The 25778-nt window shown below is 43.8% G+C and carries 25 protein-coding genes; 5 read left to right on the top strand and 20 right to left on the bottom strand.

The window, feature by feature from the left end:
- The first annotated feature begins 74 nt into the window (after nucleotides 1-74).
- The gene (locus ACK8P5_RS02890; RefSeq protein WP_422659499.1) at nucleotides 75-1190 is read left to right on the top strand and encodes a diguanylate cyclase; all 1116 of its coding nucleotides are present in this window, start codon (nucleotides 75-77) and stop codon (nucleotides 1188-1190) included.
- Between the two features lie 70 nt (nucleotides 1191-1260).
- On the top strand, nucleotides 1261-2280 hold the full coding sequence (locus tag ACK8P5_RS02885; protein WP_422659498.1) for a serine hydrolase domain-containing protein: 1020 nt from the start codon (nucleotides 1261-1263) through the stop codon (nucleotides 2278-2280).
- Nucleotides 2281-2394: 114 nt separating this feature from the next.
- Here ACK8P5_RS02885 and ACK8P5_RS02880 read toward each other — a convergent pair whose 3' ends face one another.
- Nucleotides 2395-4059, bottom strand: coding sequence for a DUF4091 domain-containing protein (locus tag ACK8P5_RS02880; protein WP_422659497.1), 1665 nt, complete (start codon nucleotides 4057-4059; stop codon nucleotides 2395-2397).
- 233 nt (nucleotides 4060-4292) lie between these two features.
- On the opposite strand from ACK8P5_RS02880, the gene ACK8P5_RS02875 reads away from it, so the two are divergent.
- Both ACK8P5_RS02875 and ACK8P5_RS02870 read left to right on the top strand, forming a co-directional pair.
- Nucleotides 4293-4784 (top strand): hypothetical protein, encoded by a 492-nt coding sequence (locus tag ACK8P5_RS02875; protein WP_422659496.1) that lies wholly within the window; start codon nucleotides 4293-4295, stop codon nucleotides 4782-4784.
- Nucleotides 4785-4948: 164 nt separating this feature from the next.
- On the top strand, nucleotides 4949-5380 hold the full coding sequence (locus tag ACK8P5_RS02870) for a DUF6376 family protein (protein WP_422659495.1): 432 nt from the start codon (nucleotides 4949-4951) through the stop codon (nucleotides 5378-5380).
- A 71-nt stretch (nucleotides 5381-5451) separates the two neighbouring features.
- Here the strand turns inward: ACK8P5_RS02870 and ACK8P5_RS02865 are convergent, their stop codons facing one another.
- The 3 genes from ACK8P5_RS02865 to ACK8P5_RS02855 form a co-directional block, all read right to left on the bottom strand.
- Nucleotides 5452-5877 (bottom strand): DUF1801 domain-containing protein, encoded by a 426-nt coding sequence (locus ACK8P5_RS02865; protein ID WP_422659494.1) that lies wholly within the window; start codon nucleotides 5875-5877, stop codon nucleotides 5452-5454.
- A gap of 29 nt (nucleotides 5878-5906) precedes the next feature.
- Nucleotides 5907-6926, bottom strand: coding sequence for a phosphotransferase enzyme family protein (locus tag ACK8P5_RS02860; protein ID WP_422659493.1), 1020 nt, complete (start codon nucleotides 6924-6926; stop codon nucleotides 5907-5909).
- Nucleotides 6927-7088: 162 nt separating this feature from the next.
- Entirely contained in the window at nucleotides 7089-7355 is a 267-nt protein-coding gene (locus ACK8P5_RS02855) for a CD3324 family protein (RefSeq protein ID WP_422659492.1), read from the bottom strand.
- A 257-nt stretch (nucleotides 7356-7612) separates the two neighbouring features.
- Between ACK8P5_RS02855 and ACK8P5_RS02850 the strand changes: the two genes are divergently transcribed.
- A complete protein-coding gene (locus tag ACK8P5_RS02850; protein WP_422659491.1) occupies nucleotides 7613-8566 on the top strand; it encodes a tetratricopeptide repeat protein in 954 nt (317 codons plus the stop codon).
- Between the two features lie 199 nt (nucleotides 8567-8765).
- On the opposite strand, the gene ACK8P5_RS02845 is transcribed toward ACK8P5_RS02850, so the two are convergent.
- From ACK8P5_RS02845 to sdaAB, 16 genes are all read right to left on the bottom strand, one after another.
- Nucleotides 8766-9170 carry a DoxX family protein gene (locus ACK8P5_RS02845; protein ID WP_422659490.1) on the bottom strand — a complete coding sequence of 135 codons (405 nt, stop codon included), beginning with the start codon at nucleotides 9168-9170 and terminating at the stop codon, nucleotides 8766-8768.
- A 283-nt stretch (nucleotides 9171-9453) separates the two neighbouring features.
- Nucleotides 9454-10344 (bottom strand): AraC family transcriptional regulator, encoded by an 891-nt coding sequence (locus tag ACK8P5_RS02840; RefSeq protein WP_422661349.1) that lies wholly within the window; start codon nucleotides 10342-10344, stop codon nucleotides 9454-9456.
- Between the two features lie 159 nt (nucleotides 10345-10503).
- Nucleotides 10504-11163 carry an ABC transporter ATP-binding protein gene (locus ACK8P5_RS02835; protein ID WP_422659489.1) on the bottom strand — a complete coding sequence of 220 codons (660 nt, stop codon included), beginning with the start codon at nucleotides 11161-11163 and terminating at the stop codon, nucleotides 10504-10506.
- A complete protein-coding gene (locus tag ACK8P5_RS02830; protein WP_422659488.1) occupies nucleotides 11160-12044 on the bottom strand; it encodes a hypothetical protein in 885 nt (294 codons plus the stop codon). The genes ACK8P5_RS02835 and ACK8P5_RS02830 overlap by 4 nt, the downstream gene beginning before the upstream one ends.
- Complete coding sequence (locus ACK8P5_RS02825) at nucleotides 12037-12804, bottom strand: hypothetical protein (protein ID WP_422659487.1); 768 nt, start codon at nucleotides 12802-12804, stop codon at nucleotides 12037-12039. The genes ACK8P5_RS02830 and ACK8P5_RS02825 overlap by 8 nt, the downstream gene beginning before the upstream one ends.
- A 7-nt stretch (nucleotides 12805-12811) precedes the next feature.
- Complete coding sequence (locus ACK8P5_RS02820; RefSeq protein WP_422659486.1) at nucleotides 12812-14014, bottom strand: hypothetical protein; 1203 nt, start codon at nucleotides 14012-14014, stop codon at nucleotides 12812-12814.
- 230 nt (nucleotides 14015-14244) lie between these two features.
- Nucleotides 14245-15387, bottom strand: a complete 1143-nt coding sequence (locus ACK8P5_RS02815) for a serine hydrolase domain-containing protein (protein WP_422659485.1) — start codon at nucleotides 15385-15387, stop codon at nucleotides 14245-14247.
- Nucleotides 15388-15514: 127 nt separating this feature from the next.
- Nucleotides 15515-15751 (bottom strand): DUF6953 family protein, encoded by a 237-nt coding sequence (locus tag ACK8P5_RS02810; RefSeq protein WP_422659484.1) that lies wholly within the window; start codon nucleotides 15749-15751, stop codon nucleotides 15515-15517.
- A 93-nt stretch (nucleotides 15752-15844) separates the two neighbouring features.
- Nucleotides 15845-16843: a zinc-dependent alcohol dehydrogenase gene (locus ACK8P5_RS02805; RefSeq protein WP_422661348.1), complete on the bottom strand. Its 999-nt coding sequence runs from the start codon at nucleotides 16841-16843 to the stop codon at nucleotides 15845-15847.
- A gap of 25 nt (nucleotides 16844-16868) precedes the next feature.
- On the bottom strand, nucleotides 16869-19103 hold the full coding sequence (locus tag ACK8P5_RS02800; RefSeq protein WP_422659483.1) for a helix-turn-helix domain-containing protein: 2235 nt from the start codon (nucleotides 19101-19103) through the stop codon (nucleotides 16869-16871).
- A 61-nt stretch (nucleotides 19104-19164) separates the two neighbouring features.
- On the bottom strand, nucleotides 19165-20028 hold the full coding sequence (locus tag ACK8P5_RS02795; protein ID WP_422659482.1) for a carbohydrate ABC transporter permease: 864 nt from the start codon (nucleotides 20026-20028) through the stop codon (nucleotides 19165-19167).
- Nucleotides 20029-20036: 8 nt separating this feature from the next.
- On the bottom strand, nucleotides 20037-21005 hold the full coding sequence (locus ACK8P5_RS02790; protein WP_422659481.1) for an ABC transporter permease: 969 nt from the start codon (nucleotides 21003-21005) through the stop codon (nucleotides 20037-20039).
- Nucleotides 21006-21107: 102 nt separating this feature from the next.
- Nucleotides 21108-22724 carry an extracellular solute-binding protein gene (locus ACK8P5_RS02785; RefSeq protein ID WP_422659480.1) on the bottom strand — a complete coding sequence of 539 codons (1617 nt, stop codon included), beginning with the start codon at nucleotides 22722-22724 and terminating at the stop codon, nucleotides 21108-21110.
- Nucleotides 22725-23253: 529 nt separating this feature from the next.
- The gene (locus ACK8P5_RS02780; protein ID WP_422659479.1) at nucleotides 23254-24156 is read right to left on the bottom strand and encodes a Gfo/Idh/MocA family protein; all 903 of its coding nucleotides are present in this window, start codon (nucleotides 24154-24156) and stop codon (nucleotides 23254-23256) included.
- On the bottom strand, nucleotides 24153-25088 hold the full coding sequence (sdaAA, locus tag ACK8P5_RS02775) for an L-serine ammonia-lyase, iron-sulfur-dependent, subunit alpha (RefSeq protein ID WP_422659478.1): 936 nt from the start codon (nucleotides 25086-25088) through the stop codon (nucleotides 24153-24155). The genes ACK8P5_RS02780 and sdaAA overlap by 4 nt, the downstream gene beginning before the upstream one ends.
- Nucleotides 25085-25771 carry an L-serine ammonia-lyase, iron-sulfur-dependent subunit beta gene (sdaAB, locus tag ACK8P5_RS02770; RefSeq protein ID WP_422659477.1) on the bottom strand — a complete coding sequence of 229 codons (687 nt, stop codon included), beginning with the start codon at nucleotides 25769-25771 and terminating at the stop codon, nucleotides 25085-25087. The genes sdaAA and sdaAB overlap by 4 nt, the downstream gene beginning before the upstream one ends.
- Between the last annotated feature and the right edge of the window lie 7 nt (nucleotides 25772-25778).

Here is a 25778-nt window from a genome sequence, read left to right as displayed (position 1 = left end):
TACCCAAAGTATAATTTTACATTTTTTTACATTAAAATCATAGTGATATACCTCGCAAGGGTGGTGAGAATCAAATGAACAAGCTGGAATGGATGCAACTCCAACGCAGATTGTGGAACCGAAGAATTATGAATACATACTGGATTATCGTCCTTGTATCGTTGATGACCCAGCTTGCAGCCTTGTTCATTATGATCGGTCAACCAATGCTTCAAATCAATGAATATATTATCTATGATGTGGTGATCCCTTTTGTCTTACAGCTTATCCTCATGGGAGCTGTCGAAATTATTATCCTTCGGTTAAAATGGGAGCACCCTTATCTTATTATCACAACAGGGATCGGACTCGCCTCCATTCTGATTGCTACATATTCAACCGTAGACGGATTCGAATATGTACTACTCTTTCCGATAATGCTGTCTTTAATCTATGATGAACATCGCAAACTCGTCTTTGCTCTGACATCTGCAGCGGTATGTTTAACGGTTCTATACCTCACGATTCCGCAGTTATATGAACGTACATCGATTAGCGACCTCATGATTTATGTTCTTGTCATGCTGGGTGCCTTCGGCATATTGTACGGGTTATTAGAACAGCGACGAGATCTGCTTAGATTTCTAGGCAAGGCAATTCAATCAGAACAGGATCTACTCATCCGAACAGTCATCATGGATCGACAGACTAAATTCGATGCACTGACGGATTTATATAATCATAAGACATTCCATGAATACTTAGACAATCTGATTGCCCAAAGTGACAAGTATGAGTTACCCCTACAATTAGCCATTATCGACATTGATAATTTCAAAAAAGTGAACGATACATACGGACATGCCGTTGGCGATATTATTCTCGAACGTGTAGCTCAGGTCGTGAAACAGTACATATTATCTCCAGATGATATTACGGCAAGGTTCGGCGGGGAAGAGTTCGCGGTAATCTTCGCAGATAAATCGCCAGCACAGGCGTTCGATTCCATCGAACGTATTCGAGCACAGGTCGAAATGTTACGCCATCATGAAATGAACGGCAAGAACGTAACCGTCAGCATTGGACTCGCCTCTTATCGCTACGGAAGTGGAAAAGCTGCTATATTCTCCGAAGCTGATTCCATGCTCTATGCAGCCAAACGAAGCGGCAAGAATAAGACGATCACTGCAGTGCAGCATCCCGCTGTTTAATCAGCAAGCAGATCCTCGTGAAATAGAGATCCCGCTTGCCTTTTTATTACATATGAAGAGAGGTCACTCTATGACTGAACATTTACTGTCGAGAATTGATCATATTCAAAAGAACAACGCTTTCTCAGGAACGATCCTTGTGCGTAAGAATGAGGATATCCTCGCAGACTCCAGTTTCGGTTACGCCAATCGGGCAGAACAACTGAGTAATCACACAGAGACACGTTACGGTATTGCATCAGGTTGCAAAATTTTCACCTCCATTGCTATTTGTCAGCTTATAGAGGATGGGAAGCTTTCGCTGGATTCTAGATTGCATGAATGTCTGGACGAATCATTTCCGCATTTCGATACGAATATTACGATACGTCACCTTCTGACGCATACGTCGGGGGTACCGGATTATTTTGATGAAGACGTCATGGATGACTTTGAACAATTGTGGGTTGAACAGCCAATGTACCATATGCGCAGACTTCACGATTTCCTCCCCCTATTCAAGCATGGTCAGATGAAGTTTGCTCCTGGCGAACGGTTTCAATATAACAATACAGGGTTCATTCTACTTGGATTAATCATCGAAAATATTAGCGGTATGAAATATACATGCTATGTACAATCACGGATTTTCGACACGGCAGGCATGAGAAATTCCGGTTATTTCGCGCTCGACGCGCTGCCTGGTAATACCGCGATTGGATACATCGATCATGAAGATGGCACTTGGAGGACGAATATCTATTCTCTACCGGTACAAGGTGGTTCGGACGGTGGAGCTTTTGTTACGGCGCCGGATATGATGAAGCTGTGGGATGCGCTCATGAATCACAAGCTGTTAGGTAAGGATATGACCACTGAGCTGCTCACTCCTCACACTAAAGAGGAAGATGGGAATTGTTACGGATACGGCGTGTGGATCGGGATGAAGAACAACGCAGTGTATAAGTATCATGTGATGGGTTATGATCCTGGCGTGTGTTTTCACTCCGCATATTACCCTGAGGCAGAAATCAAGCTTGCAGTGTGTGCCAATATCTCCTCTGGTGCTTTTGAGATGATGAGGGGAATAGAAGAAGAATTAGGACTTTGAGTGAGAACGGTCAAATGGATATTTAGTAAAAAAACGGCTACGCAAGATTTCAAACTTGTGCAGCCGTTTTTTTTATATTTTCAGACCATAGATCAGCGATACAGTAGACCTTCTCTAGCCTTCCGCATGTACTGCGTAATGCGCTTGAATACGGCTGTTGATCCACTCTCTCTTTGACAACAACCATGAGGCGTCTCGTGGATAGTTACTGAATGTAATCGGCTCCTCTAGCCCTTCCTCGAGCACATCCAGTACATATTCGCGTCCATAGATCTCTTCAAGCAGACGTAGTGCACGTAAATCCTGCAAAGCTTCTTGAAGCACCTCAAGACGTATAGATTCAATAGGTCCCTCCGCTCCTGGATACACCAAGTAGGCATCTCCAGAAGGGAATGCAGCATCCGCATCTGTAACCTGAAACGGATCAAGCATCTTTACAGCATACTGAGAATACCAGAAGTTGTAGCCCCAATGCAGAAATCCTGTGACATCATATTTGTAGAGCTGAATTCCCAGGATACGGTTGCGGGCAGAAGGCATACTGAAGAACCGGTTAGATACTCCCTTGTCCTGAGAACAGCAATAGTACGTCCACAAAGGAGTTACATCATGCTCAAGAAAAGCTGTAATATGGTCATTCGCTGGTACTGGAATTTGTACTAAACCTCTGGAGTAGAAGTCATAATCGGATAAGGCATCAATGATCGGGAAATCAGGCAGCAGCTCCCGCACAATTCGGCTGGCATTCTCGTATGATTCGAGCTGACTTATATTCGGTTCATCCGAAACGTGAAAATAACTGTTATTCTCTAGCCCATGTGCTTTGATCCAAGATGTTAACTCCGGCAAGAGTTGCTTTAAAAAACTATAGTACTCTTCGCCAGCAGCATCCGTCTCCCAGCCAAAAATCCGCTTATACTCCCCATTTACAGTAGCCATAATCTTTGGAGCATGCTTCGCTCCCCACTGTGTGAACAAGTGAGAGAATTCTAAATATTGGATTCCGTTCTTCTGGCATAAATCCACCCATTTCATTAATCGATCAAAGCCAAACTTATACCGCTGCCCATCCAACACCTCAACATCTAACAACTGAACGGTCGGACGCTCCCAGCCTACTTTTGTATCCAAAGGTGGGGTGAACAAAGGTGTAAGGAGCATGTTCACTCCATGTTTAACAGCCGTCTCCACATATCGATCTATTAGTTGCCAGTGCTCTTCGCTAAATACTTCGACTTGATACTGCGTTGCAAGGCAGTCTACATGGAACCATTCCGTATGCAGCAATTTCTGCTCAGGCAGATGTGCTGGAATTAATTCCAACTCAAACTTCTCCATCCCTAAGGATTCGCCTGTGGCATTCTCCAAATGAACTACAATCGGATATTTGTCTGGATTCACCATACCACTCGGTTCTACGGTGATCCAGATGGCCCGCCATTGTCCTGGTAAAGCAGCCAAAGTCTCACCTTCAGCTAAGGGATACAGGGGGTCAGGATATAGTCCCGGCGTAGACCGCAGGACGTGTTCATCATGGTCTGGAAATACAGGTAATTCAGAAGGAACAACGCCTACCCGCCTTACCGAAATCGATTCGGATAACGCTGACTCAATCCGTACTTGAATTCCTTTAAGCAGTCCGTCTGTGCGATAGGCAACTTGAAAGGAAAACGTCTCATTTAACAGAGCGCTCCCTTGCTTCGTTTCATGTTCAGTCCATTCTTGGTCAGGAAATATTTTAACTAATGAGCTAACGATGCGAGTTTCAAACTTTGGCATGATTGAAGTCTCTCCCCTTCTAGATTGTCATATTGAAGTTATGAAAGCGTTTTAATTCCTCTACCTCATCTTCTGCAAGCTACCACCTACTTCCTGCATTGAATGAATGAAAAGGCACTTTTTCACCCGCTTATTGAAATTTAAAATAAATCCTTCAACTGTAATCTAATGCTGCAACTTTGAAACTAGCCGTTCGTCAGTATATAAAATATGTGTTTAAAGGGGAGTTCATCATGAAAAAAGGGGTTCAGTTGCTTGCTGTTACGGTGTTTGCTCTCAGTATCATACTTGGTTTCCGTATACCGGACGTTTCTGCATTAAAATGCGCATCCCCAAGGCCTGTAATTGAGGAAATGGAGTATTCTACACTTACATTCAAGGGCACTCTTGTTGCTGAATCCAATAATATTCTAACCTTTCAGGTGTCCAAGTGGTGGAAAGGAGATTCTTCGCAATCCATAGTCATGCTTCACTCGAATTTTTGGACCTTTTTTGAGCGTGGAGAAGAGTATGTCGTGTTTGCTGGTAATCAAAACAAACAATTAAGCCCGCTGCTGTGCGGCAATACCGGTCCGGCAAAAGACGTGAATACCGAACTGCTTGGTCCCGGTACAAGTGTGATTCAGCCTATAAAATCGGAAGGGATTGAATTTGAAGCAGCCGTACTTGGGACGCTGATCATCACGATCATGAGTGCGATCGGTGCGATTCGGAGATTTTTTTGACAATGTAGATCCTACCCAAAGCGACAAGCGTTATTAGCCCCTTATGTCATTTTCAACAAACCCTCCAATCGGGTAACAAATAGTACACTTTCTTCGAACCATACGCTCTTTTCTTACGTAATAGAAGACTAAGCACACTATTCTTGTTACCAGGAGGTTTATCAATGAAACAATGGCTGGGGATCACCCTTGTGCTCCTATTCTTATCCGGCTGCTCGCTAGTAGAGGAAGTAAACAATTCGCTGGACTACACCGAACAGGCTACTACCTTTGTGAACGAAGCAACTCAGTTCGCTGGAACGATTCCCGATCTGGCACAGGAAGCTGCGAATAACCTTGATGCCAAGGAGAAGTTAACTGAGCAACTGGAGAATATGAAGACACAAATTGCAGAGTTCAATGGGTTAGAAGCTCCTGCATTTGCCCAGAACATTCACGAAACTTTAGTCGGCTATAACGAAACCTTAAGCGGGCAGATCGACGAGTATCGAACTCAAATCGAGAACGGGATCACCGATTTCAAGAACACGGAAATGGCGCAGACGCTGAGCAACATTCAAGAAACCATGGACCAGATTAAGAATCTGGCTCCATAAAAGAATAAGACAGGATAAAGGTCAGATTTCTTAATCTGAGGCCTCTTCCTGTCTTATTTTTCGGCATCTTACTATTCATGACTCGGATAAAGCTCGTTCAAGAAACTTACGGATTGGTTAATCAAGGCTTTCAACACGTCCGTATCGATATCTGCAAGCTTATTGATGTATACACACCCTTTGCCAGCGGTATACTTTCCGAATTCCTTTAACAACTCATCACGCTTTGTATCTCCTGTAGCAAAATACAGACTGATCTTCGCTTTACGAGGGGAAAATCCGACGAGCGGTGCATCTCCTTCGTGTCCGGTCTTATATTTATAATGATAAGAGCCAAATCCGATAATGCTCGGTCCCCACATCTTCGCTTCGTAACCTGTCGTTTCCGTAAAAATGTCCAACAGCCGGTACGCATCCTCACGTTTCTTGGGGCTATCTACATTCTCGATAAACTCCAGAACACTGTGATCTGTTGGTTTGGTTTTCAGTTCATACATTTTCGCAGTCACTCCTTATGTCGTAGATATTAACAAGTATCTCCAAGCTCGATTGCATTCAAAAGAAAAGGTGTTCCCTCCAAATAAGCCTTTATGTATGCTTGGGCAAGTGGCTGCTCTTGAACCAATCCATCCGTTTCTCTTGGATCAGAGGCGTGATGGCAATAGTTCTCAATCATAGCCATTATGAAAAAACACTCCAGCTGCTTTAAGTAATCGTTGTCGAGATTACGGACACTTTTATAACCTTCTATAAACGCATGCCTTGGCTTCGTATGAAGCCCCACAAGCGCCCCACCCATATCGAACAGAAAATACCCGTAACCACACATTCCGAAATCAATCGGATAAGGCATTCCATCGTTAAAAACAATATTGCCTGGATGAAGATCTGCATGGATCAATCCAAAGTTATGAATTTCTGGTCGCATGATCGAAAGCTCTGATACAATCTTGTTGGCCGCAGCCTGATATAATGCCCACCCCTCGGGTGAGAGAAAACACGAATGATATCGCTCTAATCTATTCATTTTCCTTCTGAAACTGTCAGCATCCCATGTAGGACGTACAAAATCAGACGCTGGAATGAAATTTACAGCTGCCTCGTGCAGCTTCCCCATCAATCGTCCCATGTAATAAGCTTGGCTCTCTGTAATTTCACCACTAGCATGTTCTCCCTCAACCCAGTGCATCATCGTAATAAACGGACGGCGATACCCTGCTTCTGTCTCCATCTCCAAGACATGTGCTCCATTACGGCTTACCACGCCGACAGGGACTGCTAGATCACTGCATTGGTTCAGCGCCTGAAGAAACTTAAGCTCGGAGATGATCTCTTCTTGGCTCATGTGATCCGAATGAATTCGGAGCAAGTAAGCTTCCCCGGTGCTTGTCTTTATTTTATATGTAATCGTATCGGAAAGTCCGATAAATTGAATCTGTTCCCATGCCAAATCATACTGCTGGAGCGCCGAAAGCGCGACGCCTCTTGCCCGGTTCAATAACGAATTCCTGTGAGCAGCGGTATCAAATTGAAAAAATGGCTTCATCTTCATTCCTCCCACATGGCTAACACGATGACTCCATTGTGAGGTAGTTATCTCCGAGATGATAGGTAGGGAATGATTAGAACGATGTTTTACATAAGTCATGTTGAGATGAAATCACAAAGAGCCACGTCAGCTTCCATACTTCAGCGTGGCCCTCGACATTTATTTCTTGGCATACACAATCTTCTTGATACTTTCAAAAGAAAGACAAAACTGATCTGCCAGTTGGTCCATCGATATACCGCCGGAATACTGCTTACGAATCTCTTCATTCCTGCGTTTTATATAGACTCTGGCACCCGTATTCTCTCCCCACTTCTTTCTTGATCCTTCCGGCTTCGGGACATAAATCATCCCACCATTCACATATTTCTGGATTTCCTTCAGAAGTTCTGCCGGGAATACCTCATCCGCATTCATATATTTCATACTCGCTCTGCTCCTTAAAAAGTAGTTGATTTCTAAGGTCGCAAAGTCTGCACGATAATTAATATACCCATCTCGGATTTATTAGCGGTTATGAATCATAGGCTCCATACATACAACCGCCTTGCTTATCGCACAAACCTGCATGGAGCGAGCTATCAATCTCACCATATAGTACCCCTCCCTTCTGGAATATTATCTCAAGTATATAATATAAGTGGACCTTATTTATATACTGTATCCATTAGGAGTGTTATGACATGAATAAAACAACAAACTTACGTGCCATTGAGGCGCTTGAAAATAACGACTATGACTCCTCTTTGCTTCTATTCAAACAAGCTGTCGAGGAATCAAGGAATATTCAGTCACTGAATAACTTGGCTTTTCTGTACATATCAGAGGGTATCCGAAATCAAGAGGGTTTCTGGGAGTGCGGAGATCTGCCAGCTATTGAGCTTCTAAGGGAGTGCACGTCCTTACATCCCAGCTCCCACTTTCCGTATAGCCTAATTGGGGAGGCCTATCTTAATTTAGAGCAGTGGCAGGAGGCTGTTCGGGCTCTGGAAAAAGCAGTCTCATTTGATCCGTCATCTCCTATTGCATATTACAATTTAGCCATTGCCTTCTACCAGCTTCATGATGTAGAAAAGGCCGCTTTCTATTTCTCCAAGGCAGCCGATAAAAGCGAACTTGCCAAATATGCTTATGCTAAATGTCTGATCGATTTAAATCAATTCAATGAAGCAGGACGAATTTTAGATGCACTGATCCATGAGACAGATGATTACGTTGGTGATGTAGAGATTGCTGAGTTGTATGTGGAAATGAAACAATACGGGCAAGCTGTTGTATTCTTCGAAAAAAGTTGGGATGAGTATGCGAAGGAGCCTGTATGGGTGGACCGGTATATTTATTCCTTACTGAAAATGGGACAACACCATAGAATAGAAACTTCAGTTCAACAAATAACAGATGATAACCTGAAACTAATAGAGGAAATACAAATGGACACAAGTGAAGACGAACACTGGAGCTTGGTCGATCGTGAAGAACGCATTCGTGAACTAGTCGCTGAGAATAACCACTTTCATCAGATTCAGCATCGTATATCCGTGGGATATACTCCACCGATGCATTTCCAGCCTTCGGTGCTCAGCGACTGCTACTGGTTTGGCTGTAAGAGGCATAGTCACCCCGAATATAGTCTCTAAGAGAGTGGACTATCTGGTTGTTTCCAGAATAAACTGGAAATCAATTAAGTTTAATAAAGGCAAAAATCAAAAATGAGTCCGGTACAATACCGAACTCATTCCACACATACTGCTTAATGAATTAACTGCGTCTAACTTTTGGGACCCACTTCAACAAAAGCGGTTTTTCTTTTGGCTGATAATCAATACTACGATCTTTTTAGTTAAAAATAACTGCGTCGAGCGAATATGCTCCTGCACCCATCAAAGCAACAGCGAGTGCCACCGCAATAATGAGTAAATTCAGCTCATATCCATTAGCCGTTGCCCAGTAACCGTTCTGTCCGTGAACTTTCACAATCGCTCCAAGCATCGCAAGGATAATTAGTGCAGCACCCAGAATCGTCAAGAATCCTGCAGCAAACAGCAATCCACCGACAAACTCCATTAGACCCGCAAGCACAGCCATGGTTACACCAGGCTTAATACCGATGGATTCCATCCAGCCTCCTGTTCCCTTTGGACCATAACCACCGAACCAACCGAACAATTTCTGCGCACCATGCGCTGCAAAAGACAAACCGACAACCAGACGAAGAATAAGCAAACCGAGTTCCATATTCATTATTATTTCCTCCATTATTTATATATTATGGTGATACATATACTCACTTCAAAAATCTTTATATTAAGATATAATCCCAAAAAAAATCGCTACAACATAAACAATTTAAGCTTACCCCTTTCAATTAACTAACTTTTGTATAGTTAATATCAACTTGTATAAAGATACTTTATTTAAGCTTAGCTGTCAACCATTTATGTACATCTTTTTTGTTACCATGTATTGCGTTTTGGGATCACACTCCATATAAAAAGCGTGCAGATACTAGTCTGCACGCTTACATCTACACCTGCTTCACAACAGGAATATAAATCTCCATAACGGCTCCCGTCTCTTCATGACATCGCTCATCATAGAATTCAAACTCCACTTTATCTGGAGCGTACTCGTAACCCGACCTAGGGAACCAATCTTCAAAAATATATCTCCATGTTCCAGCCACCGTCTGTACGAATCCCTGATTGGCATAATCGGCCGGGGGCGTCGTGAACACCGCATAGGTTGCTTCCGGCACCACTCCCTTGAACAATCCTTCCTCTCCAGACGGCAACTCATCTCCTTTAACCGCAGCAACATATGTGAAACTACCTGTCTCCATGTCGACTGGAAAGCATACAAAATACTCACCGTGCTCCTTCGGCTGAACCAACTCATACAGCTTGGCTTCTAGTCCCGTAATATCAAAATGGCTCCAGAATGCTGGAATTTCACGATCCTTACGATCTCGTTCCACCGTGGTTTCAAGCGCATAGCCGATAATGCTAAATTCCGGCTTCGTTACGATTCTTGGCTCCAATATAACGCCCCCTGAAACTTGAAGTTTCTTATATAGGGTAAGATCGACCTTACCCGGAATCTGTCCACTCGAGTGCTTACGATACTGCTCTGGGGAGCAGCTATAAACCTTCCGAAATGCTTTACCAAATCCCGCATGCGTCTCAAATCCATACTCCATCGCAATGTCAATGACCCGCTTTCCCTTAGCCAGCTCAGCCGCCGCGTGAGCTAGACGTCTCCTTCTGACATATTCCATGACAGGCAAGCCGACATATGCGGCAAAAAGTCTATAAAAATGGTACGGTGAAAATCCTGCAATGGCGGATATCTCCTCCACCGTCATTTTGTCTTGAAGATGTTCCTCAATATAATCGATACTCTTCTGAAAACAATCCATGTAGCTCACGCAAGCGCGCCTCCTTAAGGTCGGTAACTGTATTGTATCACCGCAGTTCACCCCAAGGCTGATCTAAAATTGTCATCTTTAGTGTGGAGAAGAAATAGAACACAATAAAAAACGGCGAAATCGCCGTTTACTTTATTGCCTATTTATCATTTAGGAAACTGTGGATTCATATCCCCTAATAGGTGTTAGTACGCCGCCATCCATTTCGCACACCGTATCACAGAGCACTTCAATATCCTCCGCATAATGGGATGATAGAATAATAGTAATACCTTGCCGATTCAGTTCCTTCAGAATCTCTCGGATCTCAAGTACGCCTTGTTTATCCAGTCCATTCATTGGTTCATCCAGGATAAGCAGCTTGGGTTTCTCCATTATTGCTTGAGCTATACCTAACCGGTGGCGCATACCTAGTGAATACTTACGCACATGCTTCTTACTGTTAGGGTCCAGCCCTACTCGAATCAGCGTCTGGCGAATATCATCATCCGATATTTCACGACGTATTGACGCCAGTAATTTCAAGTTTTTAAATCCACTTAATGAGCCGATGAATCCGGGGTCTTCTATAATGATGCCGATGTCCTGCGCTGCCGCTGGCCTAACAGGCTGTCCCTTGATTAAAATTTGACCTGAACTAAGCTGCATGAATCCACAGATGCATTTAAACAGGACCGTTTTACCCGATCCATTACGGCCAATAACCCCATGAATTCGTCCTGTCTCAAATGTAACGGACACATGATTTAATGCCGTTGTTTCCTTAAATCGCTTCACGGCGTCCGTAACTTCTATTATATTAACCGTCATAAGGAGGATCTCCTTTCCTGAACATCAACATCCTTCATGCAATACACTTTTACTGAAATAATACTCATTAGTACAATAGCCCCGAACAAACAACTTATAGCATACAATGGAGTTGGCATTGAACTTGTATTTCCCCAATCCAGATAGAACATGCTTGTCCAACTGAGTGGTGATATATAGTAAACCATATTTCCAAAAGATAGTTTTCCGACATAAACGGCAAAGTAAGCGATACATGTAAATACACCAGCCGCAATGAGTCCGCTTAGTCTACCTAGCACTACATTGAAACAAAAGATAAGTACACCCATAAATAACGATACAAGCCAGAACAAACCGAAACTAATCAGCATCGCCTCCATAGCAGAGAACATACTGATGACTGGATCTTTTATATAAGAATATGATTCTATATTGTACTTAGCAGGACTTCCTGGATCATATGCAAGCGTCTTCAACACAGCTCCCCAATCCAAAGAGAACTTCAGATTCGGAATAAGCACCACCATCGACATAAGAACAAAAAAGGCAGTATATAAGAAACTCGTAATTAATATATATAGAAGCTGTCCTAAAACCCAGTTTCTTCGACTCGTGCGTACCATGAGAAAAGGAGTATGACTGTCCGTAAATGGTGCGTCACTAAACAACAATGTTGTCAGCACTCCATAAATCATAAATATAATAGGCATCGTCAGTAAATAAGGGAACACCCATGGGGTTACATTCACACCTACAGCAGATGCGTAATCAGATATCCAAGCAAATATCCAAATCGCAAATGCCAAAATAATAGCGGCAATCGTATACATCCGAGGTGTCACTGACCATTTTAGTAAATTAACACGGGCACATAGCCATATTGTTGTCCAATTAGTCATACTGCACCCTCCTGCGAATCTGAACTACGGTCCCATATCCCATCAACAAGCATAGAACAATTACAGTCCCAAGCTTAAGAAGCAGCGACAATAAAGGTGACCCCGCATGATATGGTCCTTCCACAATCCAAACTAAGCTAAGAAATTCCGGTATCCCCCATGTTCTTGTTAATCGGAAGAGAATAAAATAAAGTACAATTGGAGCTGCTAAAGTTGAGAAGGGATTAGGAAAATACGCAGAAATCCAAAGTGCCGCTACGGCGAATAAAGCCGATGACAACGATATATGAAGAGCATAACTAAGAAGATAAGTTACTGGCATCCCTGCTTCTAACAATGGGGCATACGGATCTCCCGAACTATTCAAAGCATTGTATAAAGGTAACTTAACAAGGAGCAGAATAGCGTATAACAAGATACCTGAAAAGGTAGCTAATATACCGGTAATCGCACTAACAAGTACCTTAGATAAAGCGTAATTACGAATCCCTGTACGGATCATCCAAAAGCCTGCAGAACGTTCCTCCCACTCCATTGCAAAGCTCATGGCAAATGGAAGCAAAGGTAAAACGCCCATAATAAGTACCATATTTCCGCTACCAGATATCATGAATACGGATACGACATCGGAGTCTGAATTCATCATTCCGAAGGATGTCAAGAATAGTACAGTTATAACACCAAGGACGCTGAATACAAAACGTCCCGAGAATAGAGACCGGTAGAAGTTCGTTGCCGTCAGGGATAAGAATTGTTTCAACTGTATATCACCTCATTCCCGACAGCTTGTCACCAGTGATTGCATTGACAACATATTGACCGTAATCATCGGATTGATAGTTTCCTATGCCCTTGTCATTTGCGTACTGAGGTTTGGTGATCGTAAATACCCAGGCAGGTATCAAATCAAATATAGCTTCTTCCTCTTTTCCCTTAACGGGAACAGACACATAGAGAAGTTCTGCCGAGGATACTTTGGTTCCCTCCTCTAGGATTAGATCCTTATATTCCTTTAGTAATATCTTCATGGCATCCACTGCACTGATTAAAGATTCAGGCTCCCCAGACTTAGCTTTAGGAATATCAAAAAAATGTCTTGCTGAAATATTGTTAACTCCATCCTTCTGATACGTAACAGTAAGGATCGGATTGTTGCTCATAACATTACCTGCAGCACCTTCCGCAGTACCCTTGCCCAGAAACCATATTGTACTATTCACAGGCAGTTCATCGATTTGTTGGCGAAAATAAAACCTGTAGCTCTCGTCTTCTACAGTAAAATCATACGATTTCACTTCCTCTTCATTCATCATCTCCTCAAGGTAATAGTTATAATGTTCTTTCATCGTCTTCAGATCCATAGCGTATGATTCCACGAGTTTAAGTTTAGACAAGCCAATCGATGACATAAGATGCTCTACACTTGCCAATGCTTCAGCATAACATGCGAAGGATAGGTTCGCAGATGATGAATAATCACTTCGTCTCATACTTCTAAAAAATTGTTCTGTCGTGTTTGGTGGTCCAATGGTATTAGCAATTAATTCTGGTTTATTCTGATCACCGTCTTTGATTACCATATAACTCAATCCACCATTCGTAGCTCCCTTAACTCCAAAGCTCCTTCCACCATCTAAAACAGTAAGGTATTCATCCATAGAGGAGGATTTCGCTATGAAGTATAGACCTTCAGCCATAGGTTTTTGTTCAGTGATGTCATTACGCAGAAGCTCTTTAGCTACCGTGTCTGGATCAAGCTCAAGAAACGTAGCCGTGTACTTCTTCGCAGAAGTTACAGTAGACACTTTTGTTGAATCAAAGGTAATTGAAAGATTTTTCGGCATTTCCACCGATTCTAGATAGGTGTTCAAATCTAATTGTTCTATGCGTTTGGTGTCTCCTGCTGGTTCATCACAAGCAACCACAAGTAGTAAAATTAAAACCATAAATAACACAGAGATTTTTCGCATAGCTGAACATTACCCCCTTTAGAACTTATTAATGGTAAAAATTTGTCGATTAATATAACAAACACCATTCGGTGTATTTTGGTTACGCTTTGAATAAAAAATTAAAAATGCCAATATCGTTCTCTATTAAAAAGAGTGAATTCCAATAAACAAAAAAACAGGGAGCCCTCTAGGCACCCTGCATTGTAACTTTCTAATAACCTAACTACCTTAATCACCCTATTCCTTACTTACTTCAAACTCGACCAAATAATCTGCTTCGTACCCAGCACAGACTCCGGAATCCACGAATACACAGAAGGCACGAATAAGACGACAACCAGCTTCTCAACCGGATCAACGAATAACGCGGATCTTCCCGAACCTTCTAATTGGAACGTTCCTTGCGACTCGAAAGAAAGATGATCAATCGCAAGATCAAGCCCTAGGGCATGACCCTTATCTTTAATCATGCTGCCCCAGTGGTAAGCTGGAACATTGAACAAATGACGCCGGGTCAGCAGTTCTACCGACTTTCTCCCTAGAATACGCTGACCCTCGAAGCTTCCTCCATTCAGCAGCATTTGTCCGAACTTCCACATATCATACAAGGTCGAGTATAGACCACTGTCCGAACGTGGAGGCAGCGAGGCATCCCATGCTTGGTCTGACAGCCGCTCGACATCCCGCTCATCCACCGTACACACTTCGGAATGAAGTTCTACAGGGACATCAAAGAAGGTCCGATTCATACCTAGTGGCTGCAAAATATGCTCCTTCACATACTCTTCATACCGCTGGCCCGATACACGAGTAACAATCTCTCCAAGCAGGGCAAATCCTACGGTTGAATAGTTATAAGCTTCTCCCGGTTGACATACGAGCGGTCCCTGCAGCACTTTGGGAATCCAGTTCTCCATGCCTCCCGCACCCCACCACTCACGCGGATAAGGCTCATTGTAATATCCATTAACCGGCATAATACCAGATGTATGTGTTAAAAGGTGGTACAGTTTAATTCCCTGGTGCATTGGATTATTAAACTCTTCGAGTATAGTAGCTACTGGCTGGTCGACGTACAGTTTACCATCCTCTATCAACTTCACAATGGATACACTTGTGAACGCTTTCGTAATTGAGGATAACTTCCTTATCGAATCCGGCTGTAATTCCCCTTCACCGCTTGTTCCATGGAGTGCTCCCATCGATCTCCAGGCGGCAACCTTGCCCTCATGGGCTACGAGATAACTCGCTGCTTGAATCTTCTTCTGCGAGATCAGCTCCTGAAAATGTTGATCTAACTTCCCCAGCTGCCTTGAATCCATATGTACTTCTTCAGGTGATACCTCCGTTGTTCCTTCTATGACGCGCCAAGTATCCGTTAACATATCCATCCACTCCCCCACCTTCCTAAATTTCGGAATAATGAACATATTTTAACGAACCGCGCGCCCCACGTCTATACGTGAACGAAAATAAAACCGATGGCTTCATGCCACCGGTTTATCCACTCGTTCTAGCCTATGTCCATGCCCATAAGAATCCATCTCGATCCCATGCAATCCGGCCACCGTGCAGTTTCCGAAATGCCTTCTTCACGTCTTTGGACAGCGATGAATTCCCGTTATCATTAACAAAAACAAACTGCTCTCCGAAGTGTGACTTTACGTATTCAATCGCATCTTCCTGTCGCAGTGTGCCTGTGAACTTGATTTCATTCACCATCCACTCTGCAACTTCCTGTGCCGTCACTTCCACGAGCTTCACCTCCCTGTCATCCTAGGATGCCTGCTATGATTATAGCATACCCGTAAGGTACCTCTCGGGAAGATAACAGAAGATGTTCGCATACTACATATCGTATTTGAAGACGGTCCCCATAATGGTCGACGACGGACCATATTGCTCATAAGCTTCCACCGCATTATCCAGCGGAACGATTCGGGAAATTAGCGGCTGAATCGCTAGTCTCTCTTCCGCAAGCAGACGTATGTATTCCGCCACATTCCTTCCTTCTGTCCAGCGAACGAAGCCCATGGGGTAGTCTTTATTGTCAAATTCATATCCCCGGTCATAACGCCCGGGACCTCCAGCCCTTGATATAAGCACCTGTGCCTCTTTGCCGAACATCAGCTCACGCGAGAAATTCATGGTCAGATCCCCAACAACCACAACCTTCCCTTTATCACGGATCCATTTCAATGCCGAATTGATTAACGTTTCTCCCGGACCACCCGCACACAAAATCACACTATCCGCACCATAGCCACCTGTAGTAACTAGGATCTGCTTCTCCAGCTCTTCCTGGTTGTTGTACACATGATCGATATGCTGCCGCATCTGAAGAACCCGATCTCTGTTCAGATCCAAGCCTAGCACCTGATTCGCGGCTGCTGAAGATATTTGCGCGATAATCTGGCCCAAGATACCAAGACCCACGACAACCGCCGATTCTCCAAACCGGAGATCCGCTATGCGTAATGCATGAATGGCAATCGCTCCAAGTCCTGCAAAGGCCGCTTCTTCTGGACTTACATGATCTGGCACAGTTGCTGTCAGATTGGACGGTACTACAAGCTCTTCAGCATGGCGTACATATGGCGCTCCATAACAAGCAACCCGTTGTCCCACCTTAAGACCCGTGACCTGGTCACCTAATTCCACAACGATACCCACTGCGCTGTAACCGATTACAATCTGTTGCTCTTTAGAATTCTTAATCATACTCATTTCTGTCCCAGGACTAATAGCCGAATATTCTGTACGAATACGTACATGTCCAGACGGAAGAGACAGCCTCTCAATATCTGCAATGGCTACCTTGCCAAACTGTGCGACAACTGCTTTCATCATCTTTTGTTCCTCCTAACTCACCCTATTTCCCTGTGTTCTTTCGATATTCACTAGGTGAAACTCCGCAGTACTTCTTAAACGTTGTTGTAAATGTGGAAGAATTCGTATACCCCGTCTTCTCACCGATTTCTGCTATGCTGAGATCTGTATTCTCTAGGTATTCTCTGGCGTGAGATAATCGAACCTTATTAAGATACTCCACGTAGTTAACCCCAAAGGTCTTTTTGAAATAGTTCGAGAAATACTTCGAGCTGGTATCTAGCACCTCAGCCATATGATCCAAGTACAGATTCTCCATATAATGAAGCTCAATATATTGGGATATGAAGGCCGGATTCAACTTACTCTTCGAATCATGGTTCTGCATGGCAGCGATCCGTCGCAGCCCTTCCATCAGAACCTCGCGAATTTCCTGATAGTTGTAAGCACGATGCAGCTTCTCTATGATTTCTGTTTCCAGACGGAACAACTCTTGGCGATTATCTTCCGATGAATTAATTTGTTTAAGTACGATAAAAAACATCGACTGCGCAATATGTAGCATCTGGTGATAGTGAATGCGTAAACTTGCATTTTCCTCAATAATTTTATCGACGATCTCCAGCGCCTCGTCCGTTTTGCCGGTCATGAGACAGTTAGACAGCTTCTCCATTTTTTGCAGTGGAAAATGAATCCCCGGTACAAAACGAATGGCTTCCGTATCTGTCACCCATTCCTTCCTGTTAACGTTCCGATACAGAAAACCATTCTGGATATCCTGGTAAGCTTCGCGGCAGTTGCTAATCTTCGAGTCAAAGACTCGGCTAATACAGCCCCATACTTTAAAGGAGCTGAAGGTTGTCTTCTCAACCTGCCGAATATAGTTCTCGTAATGCTGAAGTACCTTCTTCCGATCCGACGGATGATCCATTCCCATAAGCATTAGAAATTTAAGATGATCCTCATGAAATACGACGACATGAGCTAGATTCTCCTGAACACCACTTTGAATAAGTTCCGTCATTTCCTCCACCGACAGTTCTAGCTGTTCACTAACTTCTACCGGTTGAAGATAAATCGCCGCCATGACAAAGTATCTGCGCTGAAATAAATAGGCATAATGATTCTGCATCTGTAATTCATATTCTTCAGAGTGTCGATATCCATCAAGCGTCTGCAAGAACACACCTCTGCGAATTTCGGAATCCACAAGTCCCATCTGACTCTTAAGAGATTCGTTCTCCCGCTGCATTTTGACAATTCCACTCTGGATTTTCACAAAATCATTACCCTTAACATTAGAACCCCCAAGAATCTTCAGTATCCCCTTCACTGGCCTATATAGATAGATACTGAGTAGGACTGACAAAATGACTGCCAGCACAATTGCACCATACATGATCCATTGGTTCGCACTTGTCACCGAGTGAATGTTCTGAAACTTGTAAGGTAGCTTATTAATATAAATAAATCCGTTATAATCCGACTTATAAAAGTTATATTCGAAATTCTCATGCGTCAGTGACGCCTCGCTTGAAGGGTTGAAATACACATCGTTCAGAATTTTCACCAGATCCAAGTCCTTCTCTGTGCTGAGAATAACATTTCGGTTCTCATCAAGCACCATGAGGGATGCATCTGGGATCATACCCTTTAGATCGATACTGTTTAATAGTTTGTTTACATTGATTAGTACCATCAATTTCTTATTAGACATTCGAATATTGCTGCTATCCACCGCTACTATGAGGTTCTTCTTATGCCCTGCAGTCATTTCAGAGTAAGTTTCAGCAGGAAACACGGTGAAATCATGCTCCGAGCGAAGGAAATTGATCCAGAATACGGAGTTATATTTACCCGACATGTATTTTCGGTCGAATAATGCCTCCATGCTACTCGTTCCATGTGGAGTAATTGCCAGCTTATAATCGTAAGTAATAATGGCATCCTCTACAAAATCCATCGTGGACACCATACGGCCCAGACTGTCCTGCAGATCTAGAACCTTCTCCATATCCGGCTTGCCATCACTGTCCATAATCTGCTCATACGGCAGCGCATGAATGTTAAACATCAGGTTGTTAATGGAAGTGAAGCTGCTATCGAATGACTGAATAATATTTTTGATGACCATTCGGTTGTTCTCTGTCACCTTCTCGTATATGCCAGAAATCGAATTCTTGTATACGATGTAGTTGAATATAAACATGATGCCGACGACCAGCTGCAGAGCGAAGAAAATTTGCAACAGTCCTCTGTTAGCGATCAATCGATTCACACGGATCACCTCTCTTGATGTCCCTTCATTAACACCATGTTATACTCAACCCGGCTGTACGTCACCCTTTTTCGGAACCAAGCATAACCCCTTTGGCAAAATACTTTTGTGCAAATGGATAAAGGAGAAGCACCGGTATCATCGACAGGACGATTGTTGCATTCTTCATCGCCTGTGGAGCGAGCGCGGCAGCATCCACGAGATTCGTATTGTTGTTGTTATCTGCGAAGATCAGCATGTCTCTCAGAACGACTTGAAGTGGATACATCGTAGAGTCATTCAAATAAATTAGCGGAATAAAAAAGCTATTCCAATGGCCCATGAAGTAGAAAAGTCCAATCGAAGCAAGTGCTGGTTTAGATAACGGGATGATAATCTGGAACAGAATACGATATTCTGATGCCCCGTCTACTACAGCAGCCTCTCGAAGCGATTCCGACATATTCTCATAGAAACTCTTTAGAATGATCAATTCAAAAGTCCAGATTGCATTCGGTAGAACCAAAGCCCATACGGTGTCAATCAGTCCCAATTCTTGTACGATCAAATAATTCGGAATGATACCTGGATTCAGAAACATCGTGAGAATGATTGCTAACAAGAAGAACTTACGACCGAAGAAGTCTTTACGAGCCAGTGGATAAGCCGCAACGGCTGTAAACAACAGATTAATCGTTGTTCCAAGGGTCGTATAGAAAATCGTGTTAAGATACGCACGTGGAATACGATCATCCTTAAGCACCTGCGCATATGCATCCAGATTGAACCCTTTGGGCAGTAATGTTACTTTCCCTTGAAGCACGGACGCCGTGTCGCTAAATGAAACCGCCGTAATATAAATGATCGGATACAGGATAACCACCGAGAGACACAACATGATAATCCCGTTGATAACAGAGAACAGCGAGAAGTCTTTTACATTCATTTTTTTACTTACCACAAGCCATTCCCTCCAATCTTTTTACTCATGAAGTTCGAGGAGAGCAGCAACACCATGGCTACGACGGCTTCAAACAACCCTACGGCTGCGGCATAGCTATAATTGGCTTCCAGAATCCCCTTCCGGTAAACGAAAGTAGAGAACACATCTGCCACTTCATACGTCATCGGATTATAGAGCAAGAGAACCTTCTCATAGCCGATGCGCAGCATTTGGCCAGTCTTCAGAATAAACATAATAATAATTGTCGGCATAAGAGCTGGAATCGTGATCCTAAAAATCATATGACGCCGCTTGGCACCATCGACTTTGGCCGCTTCATATAGCGAAGGACTAATTCCTGCAATAGCAGCCATGTAAATAATAGCTTCGTATCCGGTATGGGTCCAAATGTCGGAAGCGATATAAACCGGACGGAACCATGCCGGATCTATTAGAAAATAAGTCTTCTCAAAACCTAATGCAGCAAGAAGCTGGTTGATAATACCGTTGCTCGGTGATAGAAAGTCAATCAGCATGCTACTAATGATAACAACGGACAAAAAGGACGGGAGGTAGCTGATCGTCTGTACCGATTTTTTGAACCATTTGATCCGCACCTCGTTGAGCAGAACAGCCAGAATGATCGGAAACGGAAATGAAAAAACGAGTGAAAGCACGCCAAGTGTTAGGGTATTCTTGAACAACAGCCAGAAGTCCGGACCGCTGAAAAAGTTAATAAAGTGCTTCATCCCAACCCATGGGCTTTCCATTATTCCGGTAAATACACTATAATCCTTAAAAGCAATGAGCATGCCGTACAAAGGTCCGTAACGGAAGATCAGATAAAATAAAAAGCACGGTATAAACAGGATCAATAGCTGGCGATCGCGTTTCATATGCTGAAATGCTGTTAGCTTCCGACCTGTAGCCGTCCTTTTAGGTGGTTGTTCCCTGCCTGTTTCGATGCCGGCGCGTGCCATGATGTTCCCTCCTTTAGATGAGGAGCAGCACCCGGGCAACTCCTCCCGAATGCTGCACTCACCCTTATAGTTACCAATCAGATAGCCGTAAGGCTGTTGTTATTATTTCGTGGATGCATCGAAACGTTGTTGTGCGGCGTTGAAAATCTCAACCATCTTATCAGCGCCTTGAGCAGCAGCCGTTTTTTGCCATTCAGCCCACTGTGCATCTCCATAACCTTTGTTCAGGACATACTTGGAATTAAACTCATTAGAGCTCTTCTCAAGATTCACTTGAAGCTCAGCAATTGTAGCGGATTCTGCATCGGTAAAGTTAAGTACCGGGTCTAGTGGTTCAAAGCTGTTCGCGTTCATACGCTTGTCTTGAGCCTCTTGTTCCTTCTCGGTAAAGTTGTAATACACACTTCTTCTATCTGGGTTCAAGTACATCCCTTCGAGCCACAGACCATACTTATCTTCGAGCACGCTGATATCTACTAAAGGCACATCGGTCAGCTCAGGATAAACAGCTTTGTCGCCTTCCATCTTAAACGTTTCACCTTCTACCCCCATCGTAACGAGCGTTGCACCGGATGGGCTAGTCAGATAATCGAGCAATTTCAAGGCAGCTTCCTTGTTATCATTATTCGTTACGGTAATCCCAAAGCCGGCATCAATTTTCGGAAGACTCATACCGTTACCCGTTGGTCCAACCGGATTTCCATATCTCAAATCATATTTAGGGTTCGTGTCTTTGATCTGGTTGTAGAACATGTCAAGACGTCCAATCCAGTCGTACGTTACAAACGCTTTATTGCTTGTTGTCATTTTGGAAGTCCAGCTTTCCTGTGTATCCGTCAGGAATTCAGGATCGAGCAGCCCCTCTGTATACAGCTTTTTCATGAAGTCTAGCATCTCTTTATGTTCAGGTTGAATACTTGCGAATTTCCACACCTTAGCTGATTCATCATAATAAACCGGATAGTTCGCACCACCGATTCCCCAACCGTACGCCCAGTCACGGAAAATGTACTCTTTATTTTTGGATGCATAAGGATATGAATCTGGATACTTTTCTTTCAGCGTCTTCAAAGCTTGATAGAATTCTTCTGTATTCGTCCATTCCTTAATGCCCAATTCATCAAAAATATCCTTCCGGTACATAAAGCCATGGTTTACATCCCGGTTCAGGTTGTGAATTGGCCAGGCATATAAATTCCCCTTCTCGTCACCGTAAGAAGATAGAACCGATGGGTTCTCTTCCATGTATAATTTTTTGAAGTTCGGGAGCATATCCGCATACTCGTTAATCGCTACAACCGCATTTTGCTTGCCGATCTTCTTCAGCTCATTCGGTCTGAGTCCGTGGAAAATATCTGGAAGTTTACCTGAAGCTACAACTACTCTTAACTTATCCTGAAAAGTTGCCTTGGAATAAGCCTGAAAATCAATAGTGATTCCTGTACGCTTCTCGATCTCTTTCGCAATGAGCGATGTGTTCAGATCTGTTTTATCACTTGGCAGCATCCAAGTAATCTTGGTAGGCTTGTCGACCAGTGGCAGTGTCAGACCGCCCGTATCTCCATATTGGTTCGGATCTACAGGTGCTGTTTCTTTAGGTGGTGTATTGCCCCCTGCTTCGGGTGCGGGTTCTTTACTTCCACCGCCTCCACCACAAGCTGCTAATAATGATGCAAGCATCGTTAACACAAGCGCCATGCTAAACCATTTTTTTGACATTTCTGTTCCTCCCTAATGGATCATCCATAATAATGGTGAAACTTTGTAAAATCTCGTTTGATTAACCCCCAGCATTTTTAATCAACATCTCATGCAACTTTAGAGACCATTTCTGAAATTGTACTGAACTGCCTCCCTTCGTGATGAACCACCCCGCTTTATTTGAGGTTGAAATACATCAAATGGTAGACAACCTTTTTCCGAGTGCGAGGTTTCATTTTTCTACCCATCCACATCATAAAAGCGCTTTCAATTTTGGTAAAGAATTGTATTTCACCAGCCTGTGATTTCGTGATTACTTCTTACGCAAAATATCAAAAAACGGCTATGTATCAAGGGTTTAAGTCGTGTGGAAAATGCTAAAGAGGTAGAAATACAGAAAAAAAAGGACTGATTCCCGCACGAAATCATTCCTCAAAACAACTCATTTTCCTTCCCTGACACTTTCACCAATCTCCCATATCAGGGAAGGGTTAACTGGATGTATTCCGTTATGATGTAATGAGAGATTAGGAAGGTCATTAATAAGCTATAGCTTTACAGCATTTCCTATGGCTCTACTCTCTTCTGCCGCCTCTAGAAATCGAATGACTTCAATAGACTGCTCGAATGGAAGGCTCGATTGACCGGATGCAAACATAGGAATGACCTGCTCCAATAAATCTGCATAGAACGGCTTTCCTGAACTTGCTGCATCCACATAATCACTTCCATGGGTACGATGGATCAACGCCCCGAATTTGTAATTCCCTTCTCGGTTTCCACGCACAGTACCCAATCGTCCATCGTTCCAAGTTCCTATGATCAGGTCATGCCCTTCTGTTGAGGCCACCGCTACTTCTCTGCAGCCAGACCCCATAATGGCGTAGAGCATTTCAGCTGCATGAATACCATACCAAAAATAACGAGATTGGGTGTGCTCAATCTCCATAGGTCCATGTACATCTGCTCCAATGATCGCCCCCATCTCTTCCTTGAACAGCTTTTCACTTAAACTGGCCGCATAACGCAAAGAAGAAGAGCTCATGACTGGAATGGCATGTCTCTTCGCAATTCTACCGATGTCTTCTGCTTCAGATGACCGAAGGGCTAGCGGTTTATCAATAAATACAGGTTTACCGTAAGAAGCTATTCTTCGGAATAAATCCAAGTGAACCCGTCCATCTGCAGCTATGAGCATAATGGCATCACTATGCTCTGCTACCTCTTCTGGAGTTTCCACAATCTGAACACCGTACTGTTCCTGAATATCCTTGGTAAATCCATCGACCCGCGAAATACTCAGATGAAAATCAGGTGACCCACCCGGATATGCCAGCGTTACTCGGGCTCCAGGGACATGAAAGGGCTCCTCTGTATCATGAAGCAGTCTTGTAAATGCAATCGCATGTGAAGTATCAAGGCCAATCAATCCGATCCGAAGAGAGGTCACTTTATTTCGTCCTCCTTCTGGGTACTCTTTGCGCCCTTCTCCTTCACATTCTTGCTTCCCTTTCCATACAGATCCTTCAATATCTTCTTCCCTGTAGGTGTCTGTGCAAGTCCACCTTGAGCGGTCTCCCTGTGCTTCGCAGGCATTGCGGTCCCGACTTCAAGCATCACCCCAACCACTTCGTCAGAAGGAATGACGCTACGAACACCAGCCAGTGCCATATCGGTAGCAGCAAGGGCTGACACGGCGCCGAATCCGTTTCTTACGATGCATGGAATCTCAACGAGACCTCCGACTGGATCACATATTAACCCTAAGGAATTCTTAAGCGCAAGACCGACTGCATGTACCGCCTGCTCCGGCGTCCCACCTCTCAGTTCCGTAAGTGCACCAGCAGCCATACCAATGGCTGAACCTACCTCAGCCTGACAACCACCCTCCGCGCCAGAGATGAATGAATTGTTCGCAATAACATAACCGATCGCCCCTGCACAGAACAATCCCATAATAAGATGTTTATCATCCCACTTGAATCGTTCCTGCGAACTGACAAATACACCCGGTATAATACCGCATGATCCAGCCGTAGGGGTCGCAATAATTCTACCCATAGAGGCATTTACTTCAGAGACAGAAAGAGCGTAGGCAAGCGCGGTACAGGCTTCCGTACCAAGGGAAGCTGTTCCGCTCAGCATGTACTCACTGATACGGACAGCATCACCGCCGGTTAAGCCACTTCGGGATGGAACAGGCTCGTGAATGCCACGATGTACTGCTTCCTTCATAATGTTGTAATAGTCCGCCATTTGCTTAAAGATTTCCTCTTCGCTTTTTCCCGATTCCTTAGCCTGCTCACTTAGCATCAGTTGCCCGATCGTAACTCCATCCTCACGGCAACATTCGATTAGCTGTTGTAGTGTAGAGAACTTCATTCTGCACCCTCCTCTGACGTCAAATCCGCAAAGACGACTCGATGAACATGACCTAAACCACGAATATGCTCCATGAGATCATTAGGCACCGCTTCGTCAGTCTCCACAACCGTAATAGCTTCTCCACCTCGGCCTTTTCGATCCACATCCATATATCCGATATTGACCCCACCACTACCAAGAATTTTGGTAATGTGAGCAACCATACCCGGTGTATCTTGATGGAATACAACTAAGACCGGATAATTCATCGTAAATTTCACGTCAAATCCATTCACGCCTAAGATTTCAACGTTGCCGCCTCCAATCGAAGCACCAACCACGACATCTTCCCGGCCGTTGTCATCTTTCAGCTTCAATAAGACCGTATTGGGATGAAAGGCTACGTTCTGAGCTGTCTTGAAGGTCAACTTCATTCCTGCCTCTTCCGCAAGCGTAATGGAATCACGAATACGCATATCATCCGTAGCAAAATCCATTAAACCACCGACCACCGCCAGATCGGTCCCATGCCCCCGGTAAGTGTCGGCAAAAGAACCATAAAACACGATTTCTGTTTGAGTGGGAAACGCTCCAAAAATGCGCCGCGCTGCCCTACCTATTCGAACAGCGCCCGCCGTATGGGAGCTGGACGGACCTACCATACTCGGTCCAATAATTGAGAACACATCTTTAAAACGCACAGCGTTT

It is taken from the genome of Paenibacillus sp. EC2-1 (genome assembly GCF_049311625.1).
In the GTDB taxonomy this organism is placed as follows: domain Bacteria; phylum Bacillota; class Bacilli; order Paenibacillales; family Paenibacillaceae; genus Paenibacillus_AQ.
The sequence above is the reverse complement of the archived record's forward strand: the minus strand, read 5'-3'. Positions and strand labels throughout refer to the sequence as shown.

What these genes read in the sequence shown, in the direction of transcription:
- ACK8P5_RS02890 (WP_422659499.1), top strand. Translation starts at nt 75, where the DNA reads ATGAACAAGCTGGAATGGATGCAACTCCAACGCAGATTGTGGAACCGA.
- ACK8P5_RS02885 (WP_422659498.1), top strand. Translation starts at nt 1,261, where the DNA reads ATGACTGAACATTTACTGTCGAGAATTGATCATATTCAAAAGAACAAC.
- ACK8P5_RS02880 (WP_422659497.1), bottom strand. Translation starts at nt 4,059, where the DNA reads ATGCCAAAGTTTGAAACTCGCATCGTTAGCTCATTAGTTAAAATATTT.
- ACK8P5_RS02875 (WP_422659496.1), top strand. Translation starts at nt 4,293, where the DNA reads ATGAAAAAAGGGGTTCAGTTGCTTGCTGTTACGGTGTTTGCTCTCAGT.
- ACK8P5_RS02870 (WP_422659495.1), top strand. Translation starts at nt 4,949, where the DNA reads ATGAAACAATGGCTGGGGATCACCCTTGTGCTCCTATTCTTATCCGGC.
- ACK8P5_RS02865 (WP_422659494.1), bottom strand. Translation starts at nt 5,877, where the DNA reads ATGTATGAACTGAAAACCAAACCAACAGATCACAGTGTTCTGGAGTTT.
- ACK8P5_RS02860 (WP_422659493.1), bottom strand. Translation starts at nt 6,926, where the DNA reads ATGAAGCCATTTTTTCAATTTGATACCGCTGCTCACAGGAATTCGTTA.
- ACK8P5_RS02855 (WP_422659492.1), bottom strand. Translation starts at nt 7,355, where the DNA reads ATGAAATATATGAATGCGGATGAGGTATTCCCGGCAGAACTTCTGAAG.
- ACK8P5_RS02850 (WP_422659491.1), top strand. Translation starts at nt 7,613, where the DNA reads ATGAATAAAACAACAAACTTACGTGCCATTGAGGCGCTTGAAAATAAC.
- ACK8P5_RS02845 (WP_422659490.1), bottom strand. Translation starts at nt 9,170, where the DNA reads ATGAATATGGAACTCGGTTTGCTTATTCTTCGTCTGGTTGTCGGTTTG.
- ACK8P5_RS02840 (WP_422661349.1), bottom strand. Translation starts at nt 10,344, where the DNA reads ATGGATTGTTTTCAGAAGAGTATCGATTATATTGAGGAACATCTTCAA.
- ACK8P5_RS02835 (WP_422659489.1), bottom strand. Translation starts at nt 11,163, where the DNA reads ATGACGGTTAATATAATAGAAGTTACGGACGCCGTGAAGCGATTTAAG.
- ACK8P5_RS02830 (WP_422659488.1), bottom strand. Translation starts at nt 12,044, where the DNA reads ATGACTAATTGGACAACAATATGGCTATGTGCCCGTGTTAATTTACTA.
- ACK8P5_RS02820 (WP_422659486.1), bottom strand. Translation starts at nt 14,014, where the DNA reads ATGCGAAAAATCTCTGTGTTATTTATGGTTTTAATTTTACTACTTGTG.
- ACK8P5_RS02815 (WP_422659485.1), bottom strand. Translation starts at nt 15,387, where the DNA reads ATGGATATGTTAACGGATACTTGGCGCGTCATAGAAGGAACAACGGAG.
- ACK8P5_RS02805 (WP_422661348.1), bottom strand. Translation starts at nt 16,843, where the DNA reads ATGAAAGCAGTTGTCGCACAGTTTGGCAAGGTAGCCATTGCAGATATT.
- ACK8P5_RS02795 (WP_422659482.1), bottom strand. Translation starts at nt 20,028, where the DNA reads ATGAATGTAAAAGACTTCTCGCTGTTCTCTGTTATCAACGGGATTATC.
- ACK8P5_RS02790 (WP_422659481.1), bottom strand. Translation starts at nt 21,005, where the DNA reads ATGGCACGCGCCGGCATCGAAACAGGCAGGGAACAACCACCTAAAAGG.
- ACK8P5_RS02785 (WP_422659480.1), bottom strand. Translation starts at nt 22,724, where the DNA reads ATGTCAAAAAAATGGTTTAGCATGGCGCTTGTGTTAACGATGCTTGCA.
- sdaAA (WP_422659478.1), bottom strand. Translation starts at nt 25,088, where the DNA reads ATGAAGTTCTCTACACTACAACAGCTAATCGAATGTTGCCGTGAGGAT.